Below are 19737 nucleotides of genomic sequence, written 5' to 3'. Positions count from 1 at the left end.
CAGCGACGACTTGAGACCACTCGACGGAAGAACCCCGGGCGCGCCAGACACGCCGCCCTCGCCGAGCGCCGCGCGCGCGAGCGCCCCGCGCCCCCCGCTACCAGCCAGCCGGGTGCCGCCGCTGCCAGCGCAGCCGGCGCTCGAGCTGCGCCCCGATCGCCAGGAGCACCCGCTCCCCACCCGGGCGTCCGATGAGCTGCACCCCCATCGGCAGTCCCGCGCCGTCCCGGTGCCCCTCGCCGGTGACCCCGGCGGGCAGGGTGATCGCGGGCAGCCCCGACACGTTCGCCATCGAGGTCCAGGGCGAGTACGCGCACTGGCGCCGGAAGTCCTCCTCCGGGTCGTCGCCGTACCAGCCGAGCGGCCGCGGGGTCATCGCGAGCGTCGGGGTGAGGACGGCGTCGAACCGGTCGAACGCCCGGATCAGCGCGACCGAGAACGCGTCGAGTCCGGCCATCGCGTCGAGCACCTGCGTGCTCGTGAGCGACCGGCCACGCTCGACCAGCCAGGCGACGAGGGGCGTCAGGGCCGACAGGTCGATGCCGGGGATGCGGGCGATGCCGGCCCCCGAGGACTCCCACGCCACCTGGAACGACTCGGCGTAGGGCAGGCGCGGCATCGCCACGTCCTCGACCCCGTGTCCGACCTCGCCGAGCACGCGGACGGCGGTGTCCACGGCCTCCCGCGCGCCCGGGTCGACGACGACGTCCACGAAGTCGTCCCACGGCGAGCCCTCGAGCAGCCCGACGACGAAGCGCCCCTCGCCCCGGACTGCAGCCGCGGTGAACGGCCCCTGGCCGACGTCGGGCGTCACGAGCGCGTACGGCTGCCGCTCCGGCACCCCGGTCGGTGCGACGAGTGCGTCGAGCAGCATCCCGGCATCGGCGACGGTCCGGGTGAGCGGCCCCGCGACGGCGAGTCCACCGAGCCCGGCGCGTCCGGGCATCGACGGCACCCGACCGCGACTCGGCTTCAGTCCCACCAGGCCGGTGGCCGCAGCCGGGATCCGCACCGAGCCTCCGCCGTCCGACCCGACGGCCGCCGGCAGCAGCCCGGCCGCGACGGCGACGGCGGCGCCGCTCGACGACCCGCCCGGGGCGCGCGCGGTGTCGTACGGGTTGCGGGTGGTGCCGAAGCGCGTCTCGGAGGACGACGACATCCCGAACTCGGGCGTCGCCGTCTTGCCCAGGCTGATCGCCCCGGCGTCGTCGAGCGCCGTGACGAGCGGGTGGTCGGCCGTCGCCGGGTACCCCGGCAGGGCGAGCGTGCCGGACCGGGTGGGCACCCCGCGCCGGTCCGTCAGGTCCTTGTCCGCGGACGGGAGGCCCCACAACGGCCGCGACGTCGGCACCAGGTCGCCGAGGTGGTCGGCCCGGGCACCCGCGGCCTCGGCGGTGACGGTCACGAACGCGCCGAGCTCGGGGTCGAGCCGTTCGATGCGGGCGAGGTAGTGGTCGGTGACCTCGCGGGCGGTGGTGTCGCCACGGCGGATCCAGTCCCAGAGTTCCTGCGCCGACAGGTGGTGGAGTTCGAACACGGACCGAGCCTAGGCCGACGCGTCCGGCACCTGCGTGAGCAGCTCGCCCACCTGGCAGCCGAGTGCGACACAGATCGCTTCGAGGGTGCTGAAGCGGACGGCCTTCGCGTGCCCGTTCTTGAGGATCGAGAGGTTCACGGTGCTCACCCCGACCTGTTCGGAGAGCTCGACGAGCGTCATCCCGCGCGCCAGCAGCAGCTCGTCGAGACGGCAGACGATCGCCATCAGACCAGTCCGGACGAGTCGTCCCGGTACCCGGCGGCCGTCCGGAAGACCGCCGCGAGGGCGGACAGTCCGGCCGCGGCGACGAGCGGCCAGAACGGGGCTCCCAGTTCTCCGCCGTGGCCGGTGTAGGTGCCGAGGAACTCGGGCAGCGCCCCGGCGATCGACGGCTGCGTCATCTCGCTCGCGGTCTGCAGGACCGCGGCGGCCTCGAACCCCGCGAACACGATGACCGCGAGCGTGGTGAGCGCGCGTGAGCAGGTGCGGGCGAAGGGACGCCCGTCGCCGATGCTGCGGGTCACGAGCAGCAGGCAGACCGCGATCCCGCCCGCGGTGAGGACGGTGACGAGGTCGCTCAGGTCGTGCAGCACGATCGTCGAGGCCGGGAGGTCCTGCACCCGTCCGACCATCTCGGTCACCGCCGGCGTCGTCCCGGCCACGACCCGCGCTCCGTCGGACACCGCCCCCGAGGGGCGGGCGACCGGCATCTCGAGCGTCCAGGTCCAGTCGATCCCGGTGGTCCGGTGCGCGAGCTGGTCGAGCATCCCGGCGACGATGAACCACGCACGGACGGCAGCGACCACGATCATGCCGAGGGAGACGACGAACACGAAGCTGACGGAGCTCTTCTGGCGGAGTGCGGCGGCGCGCTCATCGGGGATCGACATGCGGTGAGCATAACGACATTCGTTGCGCTGCGCCTGCTGCCGGACCGGTGGTGCTTGACCGGGTCCTCCGGAGTGACCAAGCTCGCCGCATGGACTTCGTCGGAGTGCTCGGCGCGGACGTGCCCGACCCGGAGCTCGAGCAGCGGGCCGCGGTCCGTGCGCTCGGGTTCGACGTCGCCGGTCTCGTCGCGCAGCGGCACCTCGAGGACTCCGGCTCCCTCGGCGTGCAGACCAGCGAACACGACGGCGTGCTGGTGAGTGCGACCGTGTCCCGGCAGTACACGCTCTGGCAGAATCCCGACGACCGCAACGACCCGGTGAACCTGGCGGTGCTGGATGACGAGCGGCGGCGGTCGCTCGAGGAGGTGCCGCCGTGGCCGCGCCCGGACTGGCTCGTCGCCGGGGTCGAGCGGATGCGGTACCCGATGCTGTGGGAGGCAGTCCAGACGCACTGGTCCGCACCAGGAACGGCCCGTCCCACGGCGGCGGAGACCCTCGTCGAGCACGTGCGGTACGTCCTGATGAACCGGTACCCCGACGATCACGCCCTCCCCGACCTGACCGAGCACCCGTGGCCGACCCTGGTCGACGAGCGCAGCGTCCAGTCCGGACACCCGGTCCTGGTCGACGACGTCGAGCGCCCGGGCCTGCTCCTCGACACGGACCCCTTCGTGCTCGGCCTGGCGACCGAACTCGACGACGGGCGGGTCGTGACGGCGGTGCTCCCCCGCGATGAACTGCCCCTGCTCACCGTCGCCTTCGACTCGGCAGCACCCCTCGAACCGAGCGCAGCACCAGCACCAGCACCCGCACCGGCCCCGGTCCCAGGCCCGGTGCCCGCTCCGGGGACGCCCTAACCCGGACGGACCACGTCGAGGACCCGCCGCTCCTCCGCGTCGGTCAGCCCCGACCGCCGCACCCGCCCGACCCCGCGGGCCCGCTCGTCCTCGACGACACGACGGACCGTCTCGGCGAGCGGCCGGGCCGTCCCGCCCGCAGCCAGGAACGCGCGACCGGCCCGCCGGGCGAACCCGACCTCGCTGAGCGGGATCCAGAGCGGCAGCGATGCGGGGCCCGCCCAGTAGGCGACCCCCTGCGCGAGGAGGGTGTCGTCGTCGACGGCCACGAGCCTCCCGTCGAACGCGGTCGCTGCCTGGACCTCGTCGAGGAACGCCCGCATCGACGTGCTCGGTCCGACGGCGTCGACCGTGCCGACCGTGCCTGCACGCCCGGCGCGGACGATCCACTCCGCCAGGTCCGTGACGTCGACGACCTGCACGGCGCGGTCCGCCAGGACGGGTGTCACGACGTCGCCGCCGCGGTCGAGCCGGGCTGCCCAGTAGCCGAAGCGGTCGCTCGGGTCGCCGGGCCCGACGATGAGCCCCGGGCGGACCACGAGCGCGTCCGTCCCCCGCGCCCGCCGGGTCGCCCGCTCCCCGGCGACCTTCGCGTCGGCGTACTGCGTCGGCTCGACGGGCTCGACGGGCTCGACGACCGGGGCGTCCTCGTCGTCACCGGCCCGGTCGGTGCGGGCGTAGACGGAGATCGTCGAGACGGTCGTCCAATGCGCGGCACGGGTCGAGAGGGCTTCGAGCGCGCCCGTCACGTGCGCCGGATCGGTCGCCAACTCGACGACGTCGTCCCAGGCGACACCGACGGCGGAGTATGCATCGGCTGCGGAGCGATCAGCGCGGACGAACCGGGCGCCGGCCGGCGGCTCCCCCGACGCGCCCCGGGCGAGGCAGGTCACCTCGGCGCCGTCCCGCATCGCCGCCTCGGCGACCGCCCGCCCCAACCACCCGGTCCCGCCCAGCACCAGCACCCGTCGCATGCCGTCAGTCTGGCAGCGCACCGGACGGGAGGCACGGGACCGGACCGCACCGTGCCTCCCGTCCGGTGCGTGCCCGGCCCGGTGAGGTGGGACGATGTGGGGATGACCGCCACGCTCGTCGCCAAGGGGCTCGCCGGCGGCTACGCCGCCCGCACGCTGTTCGACTCCCTCGACCTCACGGTCGCGCCCGGTGACGTGATCGGCGTCGTCGGCGTGAACGGCGCCGGCAAGTCGACGCTGCTCCGCCTGCTCGCCGGGGTCGACGAGCCGCTCGCCGGGACGGTGTCCCTGTCGCCGACGGACGCGTTCGTCGGCTGGCTGCCGCAGGAGCACGAGCGGGTGGCCGGTGAGACGGTCGCCGGGTACGTCGCGCGTCGGACCGGTTGTGCGGAGGCGGCGGCGGAGATGGACGCGACCGCGATGGCCCTCGGCGAGCCGGACGCCGGCGACGCGGCCGCGGACCGGTACTCGACCGCGCTCGAGCGGTGGCTCGCCTCGGGTGCCGCCGACCTCGACGAGCGGATGCCGGTGGTGCTCGCCGACCTCGGTCTGACCCTCGACGCACCCGACGGCTCGGTCACCGCGGAGTCGCTCATGACGTCGCTGTCCGGCGGTCAGGCGGCCCGGGTGGGGCTCGCGGCGCTGCTGCTCTCGCGGTTCGACATCGTCCTGCTCGACGAGCCGACGAACGACCTGGACCTGGACGGGCTGGACCGGCTCGAGGAGTTCGTGCGCGGCCTGCGCGGCGGTGTCGTGCTGGTCAGCCACGACCGCGAGTTCCTGGCGCGCTCGGTGACCGCGGTCCTCGAGCTGGACCTGGCGCAGTCGTCGAACCGCCTGTTCGGTGGCGGGTACGACGCGTACCTCGAGGAACGCGAGATCGCCCGCCAGCACAAGCGCGACGCGTACGACGAGTTCGCCTCGACGAAGGCGGACCTGGTCTCGCGTGCCCGGACCCAGCGCGAGTGGTCCAGCCAGGGCGTGCGCAACGCGATGAAGAAGGCTCCCGACAACGACAAGATCCGCCGCAAGGCCGCCAGCGAGTCGAGCGAGAAGCAGGCGCAGAAGGTGCGGCAGATGGAGTCGCGGATCGCCCGCCTGGACGAGGTCGAGGAGCCCCGCAAGGAGTGGCAGCTCGAGTTCACGATCGGCCAGGCACCGCGGTCCTCGGCCGTCGTCGCGACGCTGTCCGACGCCCGGTACGAGCAGGGCGACTTCACGCTCGGCCCGGTGTCGCTGCAGGTGAACGGCGGCGACCGGATCGGCATCACGGGCCCGAACGGCGCCGGCAAGTCGACGTTGCTGCGGGCGCTGCTCGGACGGCAGGAGCCGACGAGCGGCACCGCGTCGATCGGGTCGAGCGTCGCCGTGGGCGAGGTCGACCAGGCCCGCTCGCTGTTCACGGGTGCGGAGCCGCTCGCCGCGGTGTTCGAGGGGCTCGTCCCCGAGATGACGACGGCGGACGTCCGCACCCTGCTGGCGAAGTTCGGGCTGAGGGCCGACCACGTCGGGCGGGCCGCCGGTGAGCTCTCACCCGGCGAGCGGACCCGGGCCGGACTGGCGCTCCTGCAGGCCCGCGGGGTGAACGTGCTCGTGCTCGACGAGCCGACGAACCACCTGGACCTCACCGCGATCGAACAGCTGGAGCAGGCCCTCGAGACCTACGAGGGCACGCTGCTGCTGGTGACCCACGACCGGCGGATGCTCGACACGGTGCAGCTCGACCGGCAGTGGCGGGTCGAGGCCGGGCGGGTGACCGAGGGCTGACCGCCGGACGGCTTCGGCCGCTCAGTCCCGAGGCAGCCCCAGCAGCGCCAGTACCTCGGCGGCCTCCTCGGCCGGGGTCCGGTCGGCGGCGACGGTGACGTGCGCCTCGTCCGGCTCCGGCGGCTCGAGCGTCGCCAGCTGGGACTGCAGCAGCGAGGTCGGCATGAAGTGCCCGGAGCGCGCGGACATCCGTTCCTCGAGGAGCGCGCGGTCGCCGGCGACGTGCACGAACACCACCCCGGAGGCCCGCAGCACGTCCCGGTAGGACCGCTTCAGTGCCGAGCAGGTCACCACCCCGTGCGTCCCGGCCTGCAGGTGGTCGCGGATCCAGCTCGCGACGACGTCGAGCCACGGCCAGCGGTCCTCGTCGGTCAGGGGCGTACCGGCGTGCATCTTGGCGACGTTCGACGCGGGGTGCATGGCGTCCCCCTCGGCGAACGCCCACCCGAGCTGCTCGGCGAGCATCGCGGCGACGGTGGACTTCCCCGAACCGGAGACGCCCATCACGACGAGCACCCGGGCATCCACAGCGCTGACGGCCGCGGTGCTGACGGACCCGGCGCTCATCGGATGAAGATCCCGGCGACGAGGACGCCGACCAGCCCGGTGACCGAGATGAGGCACTCGAGCACCGTCCACGACTTGAACGTCTGCCCGACCGTGGTGCCGAGGTACCCCTTCACCAGCCAGAACCCGGCGTCGTTGACGTGCGACAGGAACACCGACCCGGCGCCGATCGCGAGCACGAGCAGCGAGGTCACCGGCGACGACAGGTCGTGCGCGATCGGGGCCATGATGCCCGCGGCGGTGACGGTCGCGACGGTCGCCGACCCGGTGGCGACGCGGACGAGGGCGGCGACCACCCAGGCGACGAGGAGCACCGAGATGCCGGAGTCCTTGACCGCGTCGGCGATCACGCCACCGATGCCCGTGTCGATGAGCACCTGCTTGAACCCACCGCCGGCGCCGACGATGAGCAGCACCCCGGCGACCGGCGGCAGCGCGCTCTCGAGCGACTTCGCGACCGCCGACCGGTCCATGCCGCCACCGATCGCGAAGAACACCATCGCGTAGACGGTGGCGATGCCGATCGCGATCATCGGCGTCCCGAGGAAGTCGAGCACCCCGACCCAGGCGCCGCCCGCGTAGGGCACGGTGGCCTCGCGGATCGCCTGCGCGAGCATGAGCACGACGGGCAGCAGGATGCCGGCCAGGGCGACCGCGAAGGACGGGTTGCGCGGTTCGCTGATGACGCGCGTGAAGTCGCTCTTGCCGTTCGGCAGGGATGCCGTGTCCTCCGTGGCGGGGCTGCGACGGGCCTCCCGGCCGGGGTGCGCGGGGTCCTCGCCACGGGAGCCGAAGATGTCCGGCACCGGGATGTCGACCCAGCGCGCCGCGAAGCGGGCGAAGACCGGGCCGGCCAGCACGATGACGGGGACGGCGAGCACGATGCCGAAGGCCAGCGTCGTGCCGAGGTCCGCGCCCACGGTCGACACCGCGACCAGCGGGCCGGGGTGCGGCGGGACGAACGCGTGCATCGTCGACAGGCCGGCCAGGGCAGGGATCGCGATCTTCATGATCGGGACGTCGCTGCGCTTGGCGACCAGGACGATGATCGGGATGAGCAGGACCAGGCCGACCTCGAAGAACATCGGCAGGCCGATCAGCGCGCCGATGAGGGCCATCGTCCAGGGCAGTGCGGCGGCCGAGGACCGGCGGACCAGGGTGTCGACGACCCGGTCGGCGGCACCCGAGTCGACCAGGAGCTTGCCGAACATCGAGCCGAGGCCGACGAGGATGCCGACGCTCGTCATGGTGGCACCGAAGCCGTCACCGAAGCTCGTCACCGCCTTCTCCGGGGCGAGACCGGCACCGAGGCCGACGCCGAGTGCCCCGATCGTCAGGGCGACGAAGGGGTGCACCTTGAGCCAGGTGATGAGGGCGATGATCACCACGATGCCGAGGAGGGCGGCGATGACGAGCTGTGGGATCGGTCCGGACGGTTCGACCGTCTCGGTCCCTGCGGCGAGCACGCGACTCGTGCTCGCTGCGGTGGTCTGGAGGTGAGGCATCTGCGCCCCTTCCTGGAGCAGCTCCTGCGCTGCTGCCGTCGCTGCTGCCGTCCTGCTGCTGGTGGTGGCTCGACCGGGGTGCTGATCCCACCCGCGGCCGTCACGGCAATAATCTGATTAATCACACTACATCGTCGTCGCCCGCGCGCCACCCGGACTCAGGCGCAGTCTGCCGCTGCAATGGTCACCGCGCACACATCCGTGCGACCCGGCCCCTCGAGGAGGAACGATGCCCGCACCCGGCGGCCTGCACGCCCACGTGCTCGACACGCTCGGGCAGCGCATCGTCGACGGCACCCTCGCACCGGGCACCGTGCTCCGACCCGACGACGTCGTCGCCGAGTTCGGCGTCTCACGCTCGGTCGTCCGCGAGGCGCTCCGCGTCCTGCAGTCCCTCGGCCTGGTCGAGCCCCGACAGCGCGTCGGCACACAGGTCCAGCCGGCGACCCGGTGGGAGCTCCTGTCGCCGTCGGTGATCCGCTGGCGCGGTTCCGCGGGCGCCTACTTCACGCAGCAGCGCGAACTGCTCGAGCTCCGCCTGGGCATCGAGCCGGTCGCCGCCTGGCTGACCGCCGGACACGGCGGCGCCGCGGCCGACGCGGTGCTGGCCGCCGCCGAGGACATGGTCGCCGCAGCGGCCGCCGGCGACGGACGCGCCTACCTCGACGCCGACGTCCGCTTCCACCGCGCCCTGCTCACCGGGTCCGGCAACAGCGTCTTCGCCCACTTCGCGGGCACCGTCGAGGCACTGCTCCGCACCCGGACGAGTGAGTCCCGGGACACCATCACCGGGTGGACGGCCGAGGCAGCAGCCCGGCACGAGGCCGTCGGACGGGCGGTCGTCGACCGGGAGGCCCGGGTCGCCTCCGACGCGGCCGCCGACCTGGTGCGCACCACCCGCGACGAGTTCATCGCGGAGGCGGGCTGACGTCCGGTCGGTCGGTCTGCCCGGTCGGTCGGTCTGCCCGGCCGGTCAGCGCCCGCCGAAGAGCGGCTTCCGGGTGCTCCGCAGTCGCAGGCGCATCGTGACCGTGCCGAGCCACCGGTCGTACTTGTAGCCGACACGCCCCATCCGCCCGACCTCCTCGAACCCGAGCCGCGCATGCAGTCGGATCGACGCGTCCGCGGACCGGTCGGCGATCACCGCGATCACCTCGCGCACCCCGACGGTCCGGCAGGCCTCGAGCAGCGCCTCCATCAGCGCCCGTCCGAGCCCCTTGCCCCCGGCCGCCGCACCGAGGTAGATCGAGTCCTCGACCACCCGGTTGGACCGGTCGCGGATGTTCCACGGTTCGACGAGCGCGTACCCGAGGACCTGTCCGGACGGGTTCTCGGCCACCAGGAACGGCAGCTTGCGGCGCTGGACCTCGTCGAACCGCTTCTTCCACGCCGCGAAGGTGAACGCGGCCGCGTCGAAGGTCACCGACGAGTTCCGCACGTAGTGCGTGTGGATCTCGCGGACCTCGGGCAGGTCGGCGGCGGTTGCGGGACGGATCGCGTACGCGAACGCCGGCTCGACCGGCGCCGGGGCACGCAGGTGCCGCGGCAGCACCCGCCGCTGCTGGTATTCCTCCTCGAGCACGACCCGAGCCTACGGGAGGCCCGTCATGCCTCCGTCGGCAGTGTCCAGTCGACGGGGTCCGCGCCCTGGGCGACGAGCAGGTCGTTGACCGCCGAGAACGGCCGGCTGCCGAAGAACCCGCGGGAGGCGCTGAGCGGGCTGGGGTGTGCCGACGCCACGACCGGGGTGTCGCCGAGGAGCGGCCGGACCGACGCGGCCTGCGCACCCCAGAGCACGGCGACGAGCGGAAGGCCACGGGCGACGAGCGCCTCCACGGCCCGCTCGGTGACGCGCTCCCAGCCCTTGCCGCGGTGGCTGGCGGGTTCGCCGACGCCGACGGTGAGCACCCGGTTGAGCAGCAGCACGCCCTGGTCCGACCAGGCGCGCAGGTCGCCGTGCGGGGGCGGGGTGACACCGAGGTCGTCGTGCAGCTCGCGGTAGACGTTCTGCAGGCTGCGCGGGACCGGGCGGACGTGCGGGTCGACGGCGAAGGACAGCCCGATCGGGTGCCCGGGCGTCGGGTAGGGGTCCTGCCCGACGACGAGCACCTTCACCCGGTCGAACGGGTCCTCGAAGGCGCGGAGCACGGCGGGACCGGCGGGCAGGTACGGGCGTCCGGCGTCGGTCTCGGCGCGGAGCCAGTCACCGATGCGGTGGACGTCGTCCTCGACGGGTGCGAGTGCTTCCGCCCAGCCGGGGTCGACCAGGTCGACGAGGGGCTTCGGCTGCACGCTCAGGCGCCCATGGTGGCGACCGCGACGGACTCGTCGCCCGCCACCACCCGCCAGACGCTCCCGGTGCCGCGGACCTCGAGCGCGCCCTCGCCGACGACCAGCGTGGTGTCCTCGTCGATGGCCAGGCCCGCGGTGACGAACTCGGCCTCGGCCGCGGCCACGAGGCGGGCGAGGGTGCCGGCCTGGACCGCGTGCACGTCGATCGTCAGGTCGACGAGCCCGAGCCCTTCGCGGAGCTCGACCTCGTCCAGGCCCTCGGACGCGGCTTCCGGGCAGACCTCGACGCCGCCGATGCGGAAGCCGCCGACCAGGGCCCGGTCCGCGGCGATCATCGCGCCGGCCGAGTAGCCGAGGTAGGGCAGCCCGTCGGCGACGAGCAGGCGGATCTGGTCGACGAGCGGGGCGACGGCGTCCAGGTAGTCGGGCGTCCGGCCGCCGTTCACGACGAGTGCGTCGACGTCGCTGAGGACCGTGGTGTCGAAGACCCCGCCCGCGGCGACCTCGGTGACCAGGACCTCGGCGGCACGGGAGCCACCGAGGACCTCGGCGATGTCCGCGGTCGAGGACGGCGAGGACCCGTCGGCACCGGCGACGGAGAGCAGCGCGATGCGCGGTACGGTACGACCGACGGCGGCTGAGCGTGCGGTGGCCTCGGCGGTGAAGGGCGCGGCGGCGTCCGCGGCGACGAAGGGACCGCCGCCGACCAGGTGGATGCTCACGACTCGGCCGTCACCGGGGCGAGGGCGCTCCACGGGAACGTGATCCAGCCGTCGACACGACGCCAGACGTGGTCCGGCTCGAGGACGGTGCCGGGCTTCGAGTACAGGCAGGCGCTGCGGACGTCGGCTCCCGCGGTGCGGATGATGTCGACCACCAGGGCCAGGGTGCGGCCGGAGTCGGACACGTCGTCGACGACCAGGACCCGCTTGCCGGCGAGGCTCGGGGCGTCGAGGGCCGGCGCGAGGACGACGGGCTCCTCCAGGCGCTGCTCGACGTCGGTGTAGAACTCGACGTTGATCGAGCCGCACTCCTTCGTGCCGAGGGCGTAGGCCACGGCACCGGCGATGATGAGCCCACCGCGGGCCACGGCGACGACGACCTCGGGCTCGAAGCCAGCGGACAGGACGTCCTTCGCGAGCAACCGGGCGGCGTCGCCGAACTCGAGCCAGCCGAGCACCTCCGGTCCGCTCGTCACGGTCACGGTCGACGAGGCGGGAGACTCCGCGGGTTCGCTGCTGATCGGCATCCGCCCACGGTACCGGCAGGGATGCTCCGCCCGCGACCCGCGTTGCCCACCCGGGCGGTGCGCCGCCCGGGTGGTGCCGGCGCGGGTGGTGCCGGCGCGGCTGGTGCCGGCGCGGGTGCGCTGCCGGCGCGGGTGCGCTGCCGGTCGCTACACCTTCGGGGTCAGCGGCCCGCGCGCGAGCTTGTGCTGCGCCGACTGCGCCACCGGCCGGACCGTCACCAGGTCCAGGTTGACGTGCGCCGGCAGCTCGACCGCGTGCACGATCGCCTCGGCCACGTCGTCGGCGACCAGCGGTGCCTCCACCCCGTCGTAGACCGCGGCAGCCGCGTCACGGTCGCCGCCGAACCGGACGAGGGCGAACTCGTCGGTCTTCACCATGCCGGGAGCGATCTCGACGACGCGGATCGGTTCGCCGTTCAGCTCGAGCCGGAGCACCCCGACCAGGGCGTGCTCGGCGTGCTTCGCGGCGACGTACCCGCCGCCGTTCTCGTACGCGACGAAGCCAGCGGTGCTCGTCACGGTGACGACGTCGGCACCACCGACCGCGGCCGCACGACGACGGAGGGCCGGCAGGAGGGCCGCGGTGACACGCTTCGTGCCGAGGACGTTCACCTCGAACATCGCCCGCCAGTCGTCGACGTCGCCGTGCTCGACCGAGGCCGACCCGAACGCTCCACCGGCGTTGTTGACGAGCACGTCCACGCCGCCGAGCTCGTCGACCCGTGTGGCGAGCGCCGTCACGTCGGCGTCGTCCGTGACGTCGACGACCAGGGTGTCCGCGCCGGTCTCCGCGGCGAGCGCCTCGAGTCGGTCGGCGCGGCGGGCGACGGCGAGGACGTCCCAGCCGTGCTGGCGGAACAGGCGGACGGTGGCGGCGCCGATGCCGGAGCTGGCTCCGGTGACGACGGCTCGACGTGTGGTCATGGTGCTCCTCGCGGGTGGGTGGCGCCGGGGGGGGCGCGGAGGCCACGCTACCGACACGGGGGCAGCCGTCGGACGGTAACGTGCGGAGGATGACGACGGACGCCGCCCCTCCCGCGCCCTCTGCCCCGGCGGGGGCGCTCGACCCGGGTCGGCTCAGGCGACGGATCCCGATGTGGGACACGGCCCGGTTCCTGGCGGTGACGCTGGTGGTGATCGGGCACGCGATCCAGCGGCAGACGACGGGCAGCGAGCACGCGCTGGCGCTGTACACGTTCATCTACGCGTTCCACATGCCCGCGTTCGGTGTGATCAGCGGGTACTTCTCGTCGGCGGACACCCCGACGGCGAAGCGGATGCGGCGGACGTTCACGGACATCGTGGTGCCGTACATCATCATGCAGACGATCTGGACCGTGGTGCAGGCGGTGGTGGAGGGCGGCAAGGAGTTCAACCCGACGAAGCCGACGTGGACACTGTGGTTCCTGTTGGCGCTGGGGATCTTCCGGCTGATCCTGCCGTACCTGGCGCAGCTGCGGTGGCCGCTGGTGTGGGCGGTGGTCCTGAGCATCGGTGTCGGCTACTTCGACAACGTGGACTCGACGCTGTCCCTGGGTCGGGCGATCAGCCTGTTGCCGTTCTTCCTGCTCGGGTGGCAGGTGAAGCAGTGGGGGCTGTTCGACCGCTGGTACGAGGCGTCCCGTCGCACGGTGGTGCGGGTGCGGGTCGTCGCGGGTGCGGTCTTCGCGGGGTGGGCGGTGTCGTGTGCGCTGTGGATCCCGCAGTTCAAGGAGTTCGACCTGCACCACTGGTTCTTCTACGACGACTCGTACTCGGGCCTGGGTGAGGACGCCTGGTGGGCCGGTGCTGTGCGGTTCGGGCTGATGCTGCTCGCGACGCTGTTGACGGCGTCGTTCCTGGTGCTGGTCCCCCGGCGGAACGTCTGGCTGACGCAGTTCGGTGCGGCGACGATGTACGTGTACCTGCTGCACACGTTCCTGCTCTACCCGATCCGTGAGTCCGGGGTCCTGGCAGGTGAGCACTCGGCGTGGCCGTTCGTGCTGCTGATGGTGCTGGTGGCGTGTGCGGTGAGCCTGTTCCTGGCGCAGCCGTTCGTCCGACGCGGGATGCGGTGGTTGCTGGAGCCGAAGGTCGACTGGCTGTTCCGCCGCGATCCGGCCTAGCGCCCGAGTCGTGGCCGCGCCCGGGTCCTAGCCGCGCCCGCGTCGCCGGAGCTCGGCGACGACGTCGTCGAGGAAGTCGTCGACCTGGTCCTGGTCGTAGCCTTCGCGCCACCGGGTCACACGGAAGCGGGCGCCCTTCACGTCCTCGGGACGGAGGGGCTTCGCGGTGGCGAGCCGGCCGGTCGTCGGGATCGTGCCCCCGTCGGCCACGATGAGGGTCGCCTGGACCCGGTCGAGCAGGTCGTCGACGTCCTGCTGGTCGTACCCGTTCCGGTACTTCGTCGGCTGGAACCGCTTCTCCGCCACGTCCTGTGCGCGCATGTCGTCCCCCTCGGTCGGCGTCGGTGCAGCTCGATCCTGGCACGGGTCGGCCCGGCGTCGCATTACGTCCGACGACGCGCGCGCTGGTGCCCGGCCGGCCGTCTGCGTACCGTGACGGTCGACGCACGGGCGCGGCGGTCCTCCCGGCCGGCGTGCGTGTCGATGCACGTGCCGACCCGACGAGCACGGTGACGGACAGGAGATCCCGATGACCAACGACGCAGCCGCCTGGCGGTTCGAGACCACGCAGATCCACGCCGGGGCGCGACCGGATCCGACGACGGGTGCCCGGGCGACGCCGATCTACAAGACGACGTCCTACGTGTTCGAGAACTCGGACCACGCCCGTGACCTGTTCGCGTTGGCGCAGCCGGGCAACATCTACTCGCGCATCATGAACCCGACGAACGACGTGGTGGAGCAGCGTCTCGCGGCGCTCGAGGGCGGCACCGGGGCGTTGCTCGTGTCGAGCGGCCAGGCGGCGGAGACCTACGCGGTGCTCAACATCGCGGGCGCTGGGGACCACATCGTGTCGTCGTCGTCGATCTACGGCGGCACGTACAACCTGTTCAAGTACACGCTGGCGAAGCTCGGCATCGAGACGACCTTCGTCGAGGACCAGGACGACCCGGAGGAGTGGCGTCGCGCGGTCCGTCCGAACACGAAGCTGTTCTTCGCCGAGACCATCGGCAACCCGCGCATCAACGTCCTGGACATCGAGACCGTCGCGGGTGTCGCGCACGCGTCCGGCGTGCCGCTGATCGTCGACAACACGATCGCGACGCCGTACCTGATCCGTCCGTTCGAGCACGGCGCGGACATCGTGGTGCACTCGGCGACGAAGTTCCTCGGCGGGCACGGCACGGTCATCGGCGGCATCATCGTCGACGGTGGCACGTTCGCCTGGTCCGAGCACGGCGAGCGGTTCCCGGAGTTCAACACGCCCGACCCCTCGTACCACGGGGTGGTGTTCGCGCAGGCGGTCGGTGACGGGTTGGCCTACATCACGAAGGCCCGCGTGCAGCTGCTCCGAGACCTGGGTGCGTCGAACTCGCCGGACACCGCGTTCGCGCTCCTGCAGGGCATCGAGACCCTGAGCCTGCGGATCGAACGGCACGTGTCGAACGCGCAGGAGATCGCGGAGTGGCTCGACCGGCACCCGGACGTGGCGACCGTGGCGTACGCGGGGCTGCCGACGAGTCCCTGGTACCCGGCGGCGACGAAGTACGCGCCGCGGGGTGTCGGCGCGGTGCTGTCCTTCGAGCTCAAGGGCGGGGTCGACGCCGGCCGTGCCCTGGTCGACGAGCTGCAGCTGTTCTCGCACCTGGCGAACATCGGCGACGTCCGCTCGCTCGTCATCCACCCGGCGTCGACCACGCACTCGCAGCTCACGCCGGAGCAGCAGCTCACCACCGGGGTCACGCCGGGGCTGGTGCGCCTGTCGGTGGGGATCGAGAACGTCGAGGACCTCAAGGCCGACCTCGAGGCCGGGCTCACCGCGGCCCGCGCCGTCGCCCAGGCGGGCCTCCGCGCCTGACCCCTGCCCCCGGCCCCCTCGCGAAACGCAACCCGGGCGGCTCCTCGCAGCGGTACTCCGTTGCGGGAAGCCGCCCGGGTTGCGTTTCGCGGCCCCGCCGGCGCCGCGCCGCCGCCGGGCGTGACGTAACACGGCGGTGGTGGGGCGAGCCTCCCGCCAGAATGGACGCACGATGGACTGGCAGACGACCCCTGAGGACTCCGTGCCGTCCACCATGGTGCCCGGCGCCGAGCTCGGCACCCTCGGCAAGCCACCCGTGACCGGCGCCTGGCGGCCGGGCGACCCGCCCGGGGCCAGGCGGTTCGAGACCCTCGGCGAGCAGTTCGTCCGCGGTGGGCGCATCCCCTCGGTCCGTGTCGCCTACGAGACCTGGGGCACGCTCTCCCCCGCCGCCGACAACGCCGTCCTGGTGTTCCACGCCATGACCGGCGACTCGCACGTCGCCGGCCCGCCCGGACCGGGCCACCGCACCGCCGGGTGGTGGGGTGACGTCGTCGGCCCCGGCCGCGCGATCGACACCGACCGCTGGTTCGTCGTCGCCCCGAACATGCTGGGCGGCTGCCAGGGCACCACCGGACCGTCGTCGCCCGCGCCCGACGGACACGAGTGGGGCTCGCGGTTCCCGTTCGTCACGATCCGGGACCAGGTCGCCACGCAGCTGCGCCTGGCCGACCGGCTCGGCATCGACCGGTTCGCCGCCGTCGTCGGCGGGTCGATGGGCGGCATGCAGGCCCTGGAGGCCGCGGTCACCTGCCCCGAGCGCGTCGCCCGACTCGCGGTGCTGGCGAGCACCGCGCAGACCACCGCCGACCAGATCGCCGCGAACTCGCTGCAGCGGGCCGCGATCCAGATGGACCCGGGCTACGCCGGCGGCGACCACCACGACGCCGAACCGGGCGAGGGCCCGCACCGCGGCCTGGCGCTCGCCCGGCGGATGGCGATGATGACGTACCGGGCGTCCGACGAGCTGAACGGCCGGTTCGCCCGCTCGTGGCAGAGCGACGTCTCCCCGCTCGGTGACGACGGTCGGTTCTCGGTGGAGAGCTACCTCGACTTCCACGGCAACAAGTTCACCCGGCGCTTCGACGCGGCCTCGTACGTCGCCCTCACCCACGCGATGGACTCGCACGACGTCGGTGCCGGCCGCGGCGGGGCGGCGGCAGCGCTCGCCCGGGTGACCGCGCGGACCCTCGTCGTCGGGGTGTCCAGCGACCGGCTGTTCCCCGTCGAGGACCAGCACCGCATCGCCGCCGGGGTCCCCGACACGCTGGACGGCGACCGGGCCGCGGTGATCACGAGCGAGTTCGGGCACGACGGTTTCCTCATCGAACACGAGGCCGTCGGGGCGCACCTGCGGCGCCTGCTCGACTGATCGGGGTGCACGGTTGTCCCCGGAAGACGGGACACCGGCAGACCGATCCGTCGACCCCCGCGTGCCGAAGACCCCATCACGGGTGTCGCCCGTGGAATGATGCAGAGGGCACGGTGTCGACCAGTGCTCGGTTTCCCAAGAACCCACCAGCTCTCCCGAACCAGGAACAGCCAGGACCAACGATGGAACTCCTCGCGCAGGAACGTGACCGACTCCTCCGGTCGACGACCCGTGTCGTGGGCATCGTCTGCGCGCTCGTCAGCGTCGTGGGCGTGGCCACGTCCCTCGCGGTGCCCGCGCTGCCACTCGTCGCCGCGTTCGCCTGCATCGCCGTGATGGTCGGCGCGCTCGTGGCGTTCGGCTGGAACGGCTCGACCTGGTGGACGGCCGCCACCGTCGTCAGCGGCCTCGGCGCCGTCGCGATCCTGACCACGTCCGTCGCACCCGACGACCGCGGGGTGATCGCCAGCGCGCTCGTCCCGCTCGCCGGCGGCGGACTCGCCTCGCTCCTCATGGCGCAGCGTGGCCACCGCGCCGGTCTCGGCCTCGCCGCCGGCGCCGGGGTCGTCTCGCTCGCGCTGATGAGCTGGGCCAGCGGCGCCGTCCTCTCCGCCCCGGTCAGTGGCGTCCTGCTCGGCTGGGTCCTGATCGCCGTCATCGCCGTCTGGATCAGTCGGAGCATCCCCCGCGTCGCCCGGCGCATCTACAGCATCGGCACCGCGCACCGCGCCGAACGCCAGGCCAGCGAGACCGAGGCGCAGCGCCGCCAGGGCGCCCGCCTGCTGCACGACACGGTGCTCGCCACCCTCACCCTGCTGGCACACTCCGGCGTCGGCGTCTCCGAGCACGCGATGCGCGAGCAGGCCGCCGAGGACGCCCGGCTCCTCCGGCACCTCCGCCTCGGCGCCACCCCGCAGCCGCAGCAGTCCGGCGACTACTCGCTGACCCGGACCGAGGAGTCGCCGCTCGGCCAGACCCTCGAGTCCGTCAAGCAGCGCTTCGGCCGGATGGGCCTGGAGGTCGCCTGGCACGGCACCGGGCAGGTCCTGCTGCCGAAGCACGTGCTCGACGCCTTCCTGCTCGCGCTCGGCGAGTGCCTGGAGAACGTCCGCCGGCACGCCGGCGTCCCCGAGGCGCACGTGACGATCGTGCACGACGAGGCGATGGTCCGCGCGATGGTCACCGACTCCGGCGTCGGCTTCGAACTCGACACCGTCAGCGCCGAACGGCTCGGCTTCAAGGAGAGCGTCGTGAACCGGCTCCGCGAGGTCGGCGGCGACGCCCGCCTGTTCTCGGCCCCCGGCGCCGGCACCACCGTCGTCCTGGAGGCACCCCGATGAGCGGCGTCCCCGAGGACACCTTCGGCCGCGGCCTGCCCGGCGAGCAGAACGCACCCCGCACCCGCCGGGAGGCCCGCGAACGCTACCGAGGCACCGAACGTCGACAGGCGCGCGGCCTCCCCTCCACCTCGACCGGCGCACGCTCGCTCCGGCAGGCGGCCCAGCCCGGCGCCTCGCTCGGCGCCGGCCACCTGGGTCTCGGTGCCGCCGTGCTCACCGGGCTGGAGGCGCTCGGCGGCATCGTCTTCTTCCTCGTGCACTGGGACGACTACACGAACCCGTGGATGACGGCCACCGCCTGGGCCCTGTTCGTGGTCGCCGCGAGCTGCGTCCTGGCAACCGTCCTCACCTACGGCGAACGCCTGACCGGCGTCGCGTTCGGACTGATCTGCGTCGTCCTCGCCTGCATCGTCACGCTCGACTTCATCGGCATCTGGGCCGAGCACGACGTCGGCCACTTCGCGACCGCGGCGATGGCCGCCGGGTTCGCACTCCTGCCGATCACGACCCTCCGGCCCGCGCGGGAGGTCGTCGCCGCCATCGTCGCCCTCGGCCTGGCGTTCGTCGTCTACGCCGCGGTCTCCACCCCGCTGACGACCGAGACCCTGCCCGGCATCGTGACGATGCTCGCCGTCACCCTCGTCCCGCCGTCCGTCGCCCTGTTCGTCGTGCACCGCTTCCGGCAGCTCGTCCAACGCGAACTCGACCGTGTCCTGGTGCAGAGCAACGTCGGCGCCCCGCAGTTCGCCGTCGGGATGCTCGCCTCGGACGAACTCGCCCGCCTGGACCTGGCGGCCGAGAAGCTCCTCGACGCCGTCGCGAACGGCTCCGACCCGCTGCCGCTCTCCGACGCGTCCGCCTCGGTCGCCGCGTCCCTGGCCACCGAACTCCGCCTGCACCTCATCGAGGGTCGCCGCGAGACCTGGCTGTACCACGCGATCACGGAGTCCGACAACCTCGGCCGGTCCGTCGCCGTCACCGACCCGAGCGCCCTCGCCGGACACCTCACCCCCGCCCAGCGCGACGGCCTGCTGCAGGCGCTGTGGCAGATGGTCGGCGACGGCCGGACCCAGCAGCCCGGCGTGCCCGTCGTCTCGGTCACCCTCGGCCCCGTCGGCAGCGACGGCCACCCCGTCACCGACGACACCATGGACGTCCCCGTGGTCATCGAGTCGCGCGGCGTCCCCCGCCGTCGCCTCGGCCCCGCCGCGTGGACCGCCCTGCAGCGCATCGGCCCGTACACCGACAGCGTCCGGGACGGCGTGCTGCACGTCACGGCGCACTGCGTCGTCAACCGGCACCCGCAGATGTGACGCAACCACGAGCCTCCCGGCGGCAGCACGGACACGCGAGTGCCGCTACCGGACACCATGGCCAGCCTCCCCGAACCGGACCGACGATCCTCCTAGGATCAGCAGGCCCGT

At 73.1% G+C, this 19737-nt stretch carries 19 protein-coding genes and 2 pseudogenes; 8 read left to right on the top strand and 13 right to left on the bottom strand.

Translation table 11 applies throughout. The features are described 5' to 3' along the window. Positions 1-97: 97 nt before the first annotated feature. Genes JOD51_RS07265 through JOD51_RS07255 form a run of 3 tightly spaced genes read right to left on the bottom strand, consistent with a single transcriptional unit; the run spans position 98 to position 2427 of the window. Entirely contained in the window at positions 98-1537 is a 1440-nt protein-coding gene (locus tag JOD51_RS07265; RefSeq protein ID WP_204607661.1) for an amidase, read from the bottom strand. A 9-nt stretch (positions 1538-1546) separates the two neighbouring features. Beyond that, the gene (locus JOD51_RS07260; protein ID WP_204607660.1) at positions 1547-1762 is read right to left on the bottom strand and encodes a helix-turn-helix domain-containing protein; all 216 of its coding nucleotides are present in this window, start codon (positions 1760-1762) and stop codon (positions 1547-1549) included. Then, complete coding sequence (locus JOD51_RS07255) at positions 1762-2427, bottom strand: hypothetical protein (protein WP_204607659.1); 666 nt, start codon at positions 2425-2427, stop codon at positions 1762-1764. The genes JOD51_RS07260 and JOD51_RS07255 overlap by 1 nt, the downstream gene beginning before the upstream one ends. 89 nt (positions 2428-2516) lie before the next feature. Between JOD51_RS07255 and JOD51_RS07250 the strand changes: the two genes are divergently transcribed. Further along, entirely contained in the window at positions 2517-3284 is a 768-nt protein-coding gene (locus JOD51_RS07250; RefSeq protein WP_204607658.1) for a hypothetical protein, read from the top strand. Here JOD51_RS07250 and JOD51_RS07245 read toward each other — a convergent pair. Next, entirely contained in the window at positions 3281-4258 is a 978-nt protein-coding gene (locus JOD51_RS07245) for an NAD-dependent epimerase/dehydratase family protein (RefSeq protein WP_204607657.1), read from the bottom strand. The two genes, JOD51_RS07250 and JOD51_RS07245, sit on opposite strands and share 4 nt — an antisense overlap. Before the next feature lie 102 nt (positions 4259-4360). On the opposite strand from JOD51_RS07245, the gene JOD51_RS07240 reads away from it, so the two are divergent. Then, a complete protein-coding gene (locus JOD51_RS07240; protein ID WP_204607656.1) occupies positions 4361-6025 on the top strand; it encodes an ABC-F family ATP-binding cassette domain-containing protein in 1665 nt (554 codons plus the stop codon). A gap of 21 nt (positions 6026-6046) precedes the next feature. On the opposite strand, the gene JOD51_RS07235 is transcribed toward JOD51_RS07240, so the two are convergent. Both JOD51_RS07235 and JOD51_RS07230 read right to left on the bottom strand, forming a co-directional pair. Next, complete coding sequence (locus JOD51_RS07235; RefSeq protein ID WP_204607655.1) at positions 6047-6592, bottom strand: gluconokinase; 546 nt, start codon at positions 6590-6592, stop codon at positions 6047-6049. After that, on the bottom strand, positions 6589-8097 hold the full coding sequence (locus JOD51_RS07230) for a GntP family permease (protein WP_204607654.1): 1509 nt from the start codon (positions 8095-8097) through the stop codon (positions 6589-6591). Before JOD51_RS07230 ends, JOD51_RS07235 begins: the two co-directional genes overlap by 4 nt. A 229-nt stretch (positions 8098-8326) precedes the next feature. On the opposite strand from JOD51_RS07230, the gene JOD51_RS07225 reads away from it, so the two are divergent. Then, positions 8327-9025: a FadR/GntR family transcriptional regulator gene (locus tag JOD51_RS07225; protein ID WP_204607653.1), complete on the top strand. Its 699-nt coding sequence runs from the start codon at positions 8327-8329 to the stop codon at positions 9023-9025. Positions 9026-9070: 45 nt separating this feature from the next. On the opposite strand, the gene JOD51_RS07220 is transcribed toward JOD51_RS07225, so the two are convergent. The 5 genes from JOD51_RS07220 to JOD51_RS07200 form a co-directional block, all read right to left on the bottom strand. After that, a complete protein-coding gene (locus JOD51_RS07220; protein ID WP_204607652.1) occupies positions 9071-9679 on the bottom strand; it encodes a GNAT family N-acetyltransferase in 609 nt (202 codons plus the stop codon). A gap of 23 nt (positions 9680-9702) precedes the next feature. Next, the gene (locus JOD51_RS07215; RefSeq protein ID WP_204607651.1) at positions 9703-10389 is read right to left on the bottom strand and encodes a uracil-DNA glycosylase; all 687 of its coding nucleotides are present in this window, start codon (positions 10387-10389) and stop codon (positions 9703-9705) included. A gap of 2 nt (positions 10390-10391) precedes the next feature. After that, positions 10392-11111, bottom strand: coding sequence for a Type 1 glutamine amidotransferase-like domain-containing protein (locus tag JOD51_RS07210; protein WP_204607650.1), 720 nt, complete (start codon positions 11109-11111; stop codon positions 10392-10394). Beyond that, positions 11108-11638, bottom strand: a complete 531-nt coding sequence (locus JOD51_RS07205) for a phosphoribosyltransferase (RefSeq protein WP_181432864.1) — start codon at positions 11636-11638, stop codon at positions 11108-11110. The genes JOD51_RS07210 and JOD51_RS07205 overlap by 4 nt, the downstream gene beginning before the upstream one ends. A 147-nt stretch (positions 11639-11785) precedes the next feature. After that, positions 11786-12562, bottom strand: coding sequence for an SDR family oxidoreductase (locus JOD51_RS07200; protein WP_204607649.1), 777 nt, complete (start codon positions 12560-12562; stop codon positions 11786-11788). A gap of 89 nt (positions 12563-12651) precedes the next feature. Here JOD51_RS07200 and JOD51_RS07195 point away from each other — a divergent pair, with 89 nt between their 5' ends. Continuing rightward, entirely contained in the window at positions 12652-13743 is a 1092-nt protein-coding gene (locus JOD51_RS07195) for an acyltransferase family protein (RefSeq protein WP_204607648.1), read from the top strand. A gap of 42 nt (positions 13744-13785) precedes the next feature. Here JOD51_RS07195 and JOD51_RS07190 read toward each other — a convergent pair. Then, positions 13786-13935 (bottom strand): annotated as a pseudogene (locus tag JOD51_RS07190) (DivIVA domain-containing protein); the annotation flags it as partial. Between the two features lie 33 nt (positions 13936-13968). After that, a pseudogene (locus JOD51_RS07185) lies at positions 13969-14064 on the bottom strand (DivIVA domain-containing protein); the annotation flags it as partial. Between the two features lie 208 nt (positions 14065-14272). Between JOD51_RS07185 and JOD51_RS07180 the strand changes: the two are divergent. The 4 genes from JOD51_RS07180 (at position 14273) to JOD51_RS07165 (ending at position 19626) form a co-directional block, all read left to right on the top strand. Further along, on the top strand, positions 14273-15601 hold the full coding sequence (locus JOD51_RS07180) for a bifunctional o-acetylhomoserine/o-acetylserine sulfhydrylase (protein WP_204607647.1): 1329 nt from the start codon (positions 14273-14275) through the stop codon (positions 15599-15601). Positions 15602-15773: 172 nt separating this feature from the next. Continuing rightward, entirely contained in the window at positions 15774-16973 is a 1200-nt protein-coding gene (gene metX / locus JOD51_RS07175) for a homoserine O-acetyltransferase MetX (protein ID WP_204607646.1), read from the top strand. 182 nt (positions 16974-17155) lie between these two features. Continuing rightward, complete coding sequence (locus tag JOD51_RS07170; RefSeq protein WP_204607645.1) at positions 17156-18313, top strand: sensor histidine kinase; 1158 nt, start codon at positions 17156-17158, stop codon at positions 18311-18313. After that, the gene (locus JOD51_RS07165; RefSeq protein WP_204607644.1) at positions 18310-19626 is read left to right on the top strand and encodes a hypothetical protein; all 1317 of its coding nucleotides are present in this window, start codon (positions 18310-18312) and stop codon (positions 19624-19626) included. The genes JOD51_RS07170 and JOD51_RS07165 overlap by 4 nt, the downstream gene beginning before the upstream one ends. Positions 19627-19737: the final 111 nt, after the last annotated feature.

The sequence above is a fragment of the Curtobacterium herbarum genome (genome assembly GCF_016907335.1).
Taxonomy (GTDB): domain Bacteria; phylum Actinomycetota; class Actinomycetes; order Actinomycetales; family Microbacteriaceae; genus Curtobacterium; species Curtobacterium herbarum.
The sequence above is the reverse complement of the archived record's forward strand: the minus strand, read 5'-3'. Positions and strand labels throughout refer to the sequence as shown.

Bases quoted from the DNA above. Each gene is read 5' to 3' on its own strand.
- JOD51_RS07245 (WP_204607657.1), bottom strand. From the start codon at position 4,258: ATGCGACGGGTGCTGGTGCTGGGCGGGACCGGGTGGTTGGGGCGGGCG.
- JOD51_RS07230 (WP_204607654.1), bottom strand. From the start codon at position 8,097: ATGCCTCACCTCCAGACCACCGCAGCGAGCACGAGTCGCGTGCTCGCC.
- JOD51_RS07250 (WP_204607658.1), top strand. From the start codon at position 2,517: ATGGACTTCGTCGGAGTGCTCGGCGCGGACGTGCCCGACCCGGAGCTC.
- JOD51_RS07180 (WP_204607647.1), top strand. From the start codon at position 14,273: ATGACCAACGACGCAGCCGCCTGGCGGTTCGAGACCACGCAGATCCAC.
- JOD51_RS07170 (WP_204607645.1), top strand. From the start codon at position 17,156: ATGGAACTCCTCGCGCAGGAACGTGACCGACTCCTCCGGTCGACGACC.
- JOD51_RS07260 (WP_204607660.1), bottom strand. From the start codon at position 1,762: ATGGCGATCGTCTGCCGTCTCGACGAGCTGCTGCTGGCGCGCGGGATG.
- JOD51_RS07200 (WP_204607649.1), bottom strand. From the start codon at position 12,562: ATGACCACACGTCGAGCCGTCGTCACCGGAGCCAGCTCCGGCATCGGC.
- JOD51_RS07255 (WP_204607659.1), bottom strand. From the start codon at position 2,427: ATGTCGATCCCCGATGAGCGCGCCGCCGCACTCCGCCAGAAGAGCTCC.
- JOD51_RS07240 (WP_204607656.1), top strand. From the start codon at position 4,361: ATGACCGCCACGCTCGTCGCCAAGGGGCTCGCCGGCGGCTACGCCGCC.
- metX (WP_204607646.1), top strand. From the start codon at position 15,774: ATGGACTGGCAGACGACCCCTGAGGACTCCGTGCCGTCCACCATGGTG.
- JOD51_RS07205 (WP_181432864.1), bottom strand. From the start codon at position 11,638: ATGCCGATCAGCAGCGAACCCGCGGAGTCTCCCGCCTCGTCGACCGTG.
- JOD51_RS07195 (WP_204607648.1), top strand. From the start codon at position 12,652: ATGACGACGGACGCCGCCCCTCCCGCGCCCTCTGCCCCGGCGGGGGCG.
- JOD51_RS07235 (WP_204607655.1), bottom strand. From the start codon at position 6,592: ATGAGCGCCGGGTCCGTCAGCACCGCGGCCGTCAGCGCTGTGGATGCC.
- JOD51_RS07225 (WP_204607653.1), top strand. From the start codon at position 8,327: ATGCCCGCACCCGGCGGCCTGCACGCCCACGTGCTCGACACGCTCGGG.
- JOD51_RS07165 (WP_204607644.1), top strand. From the start codon at position 18,310: ATGAGCGGCGTCCCCGAGGACACCTTCGGCCGCGGCCTGCCCGGCGAG.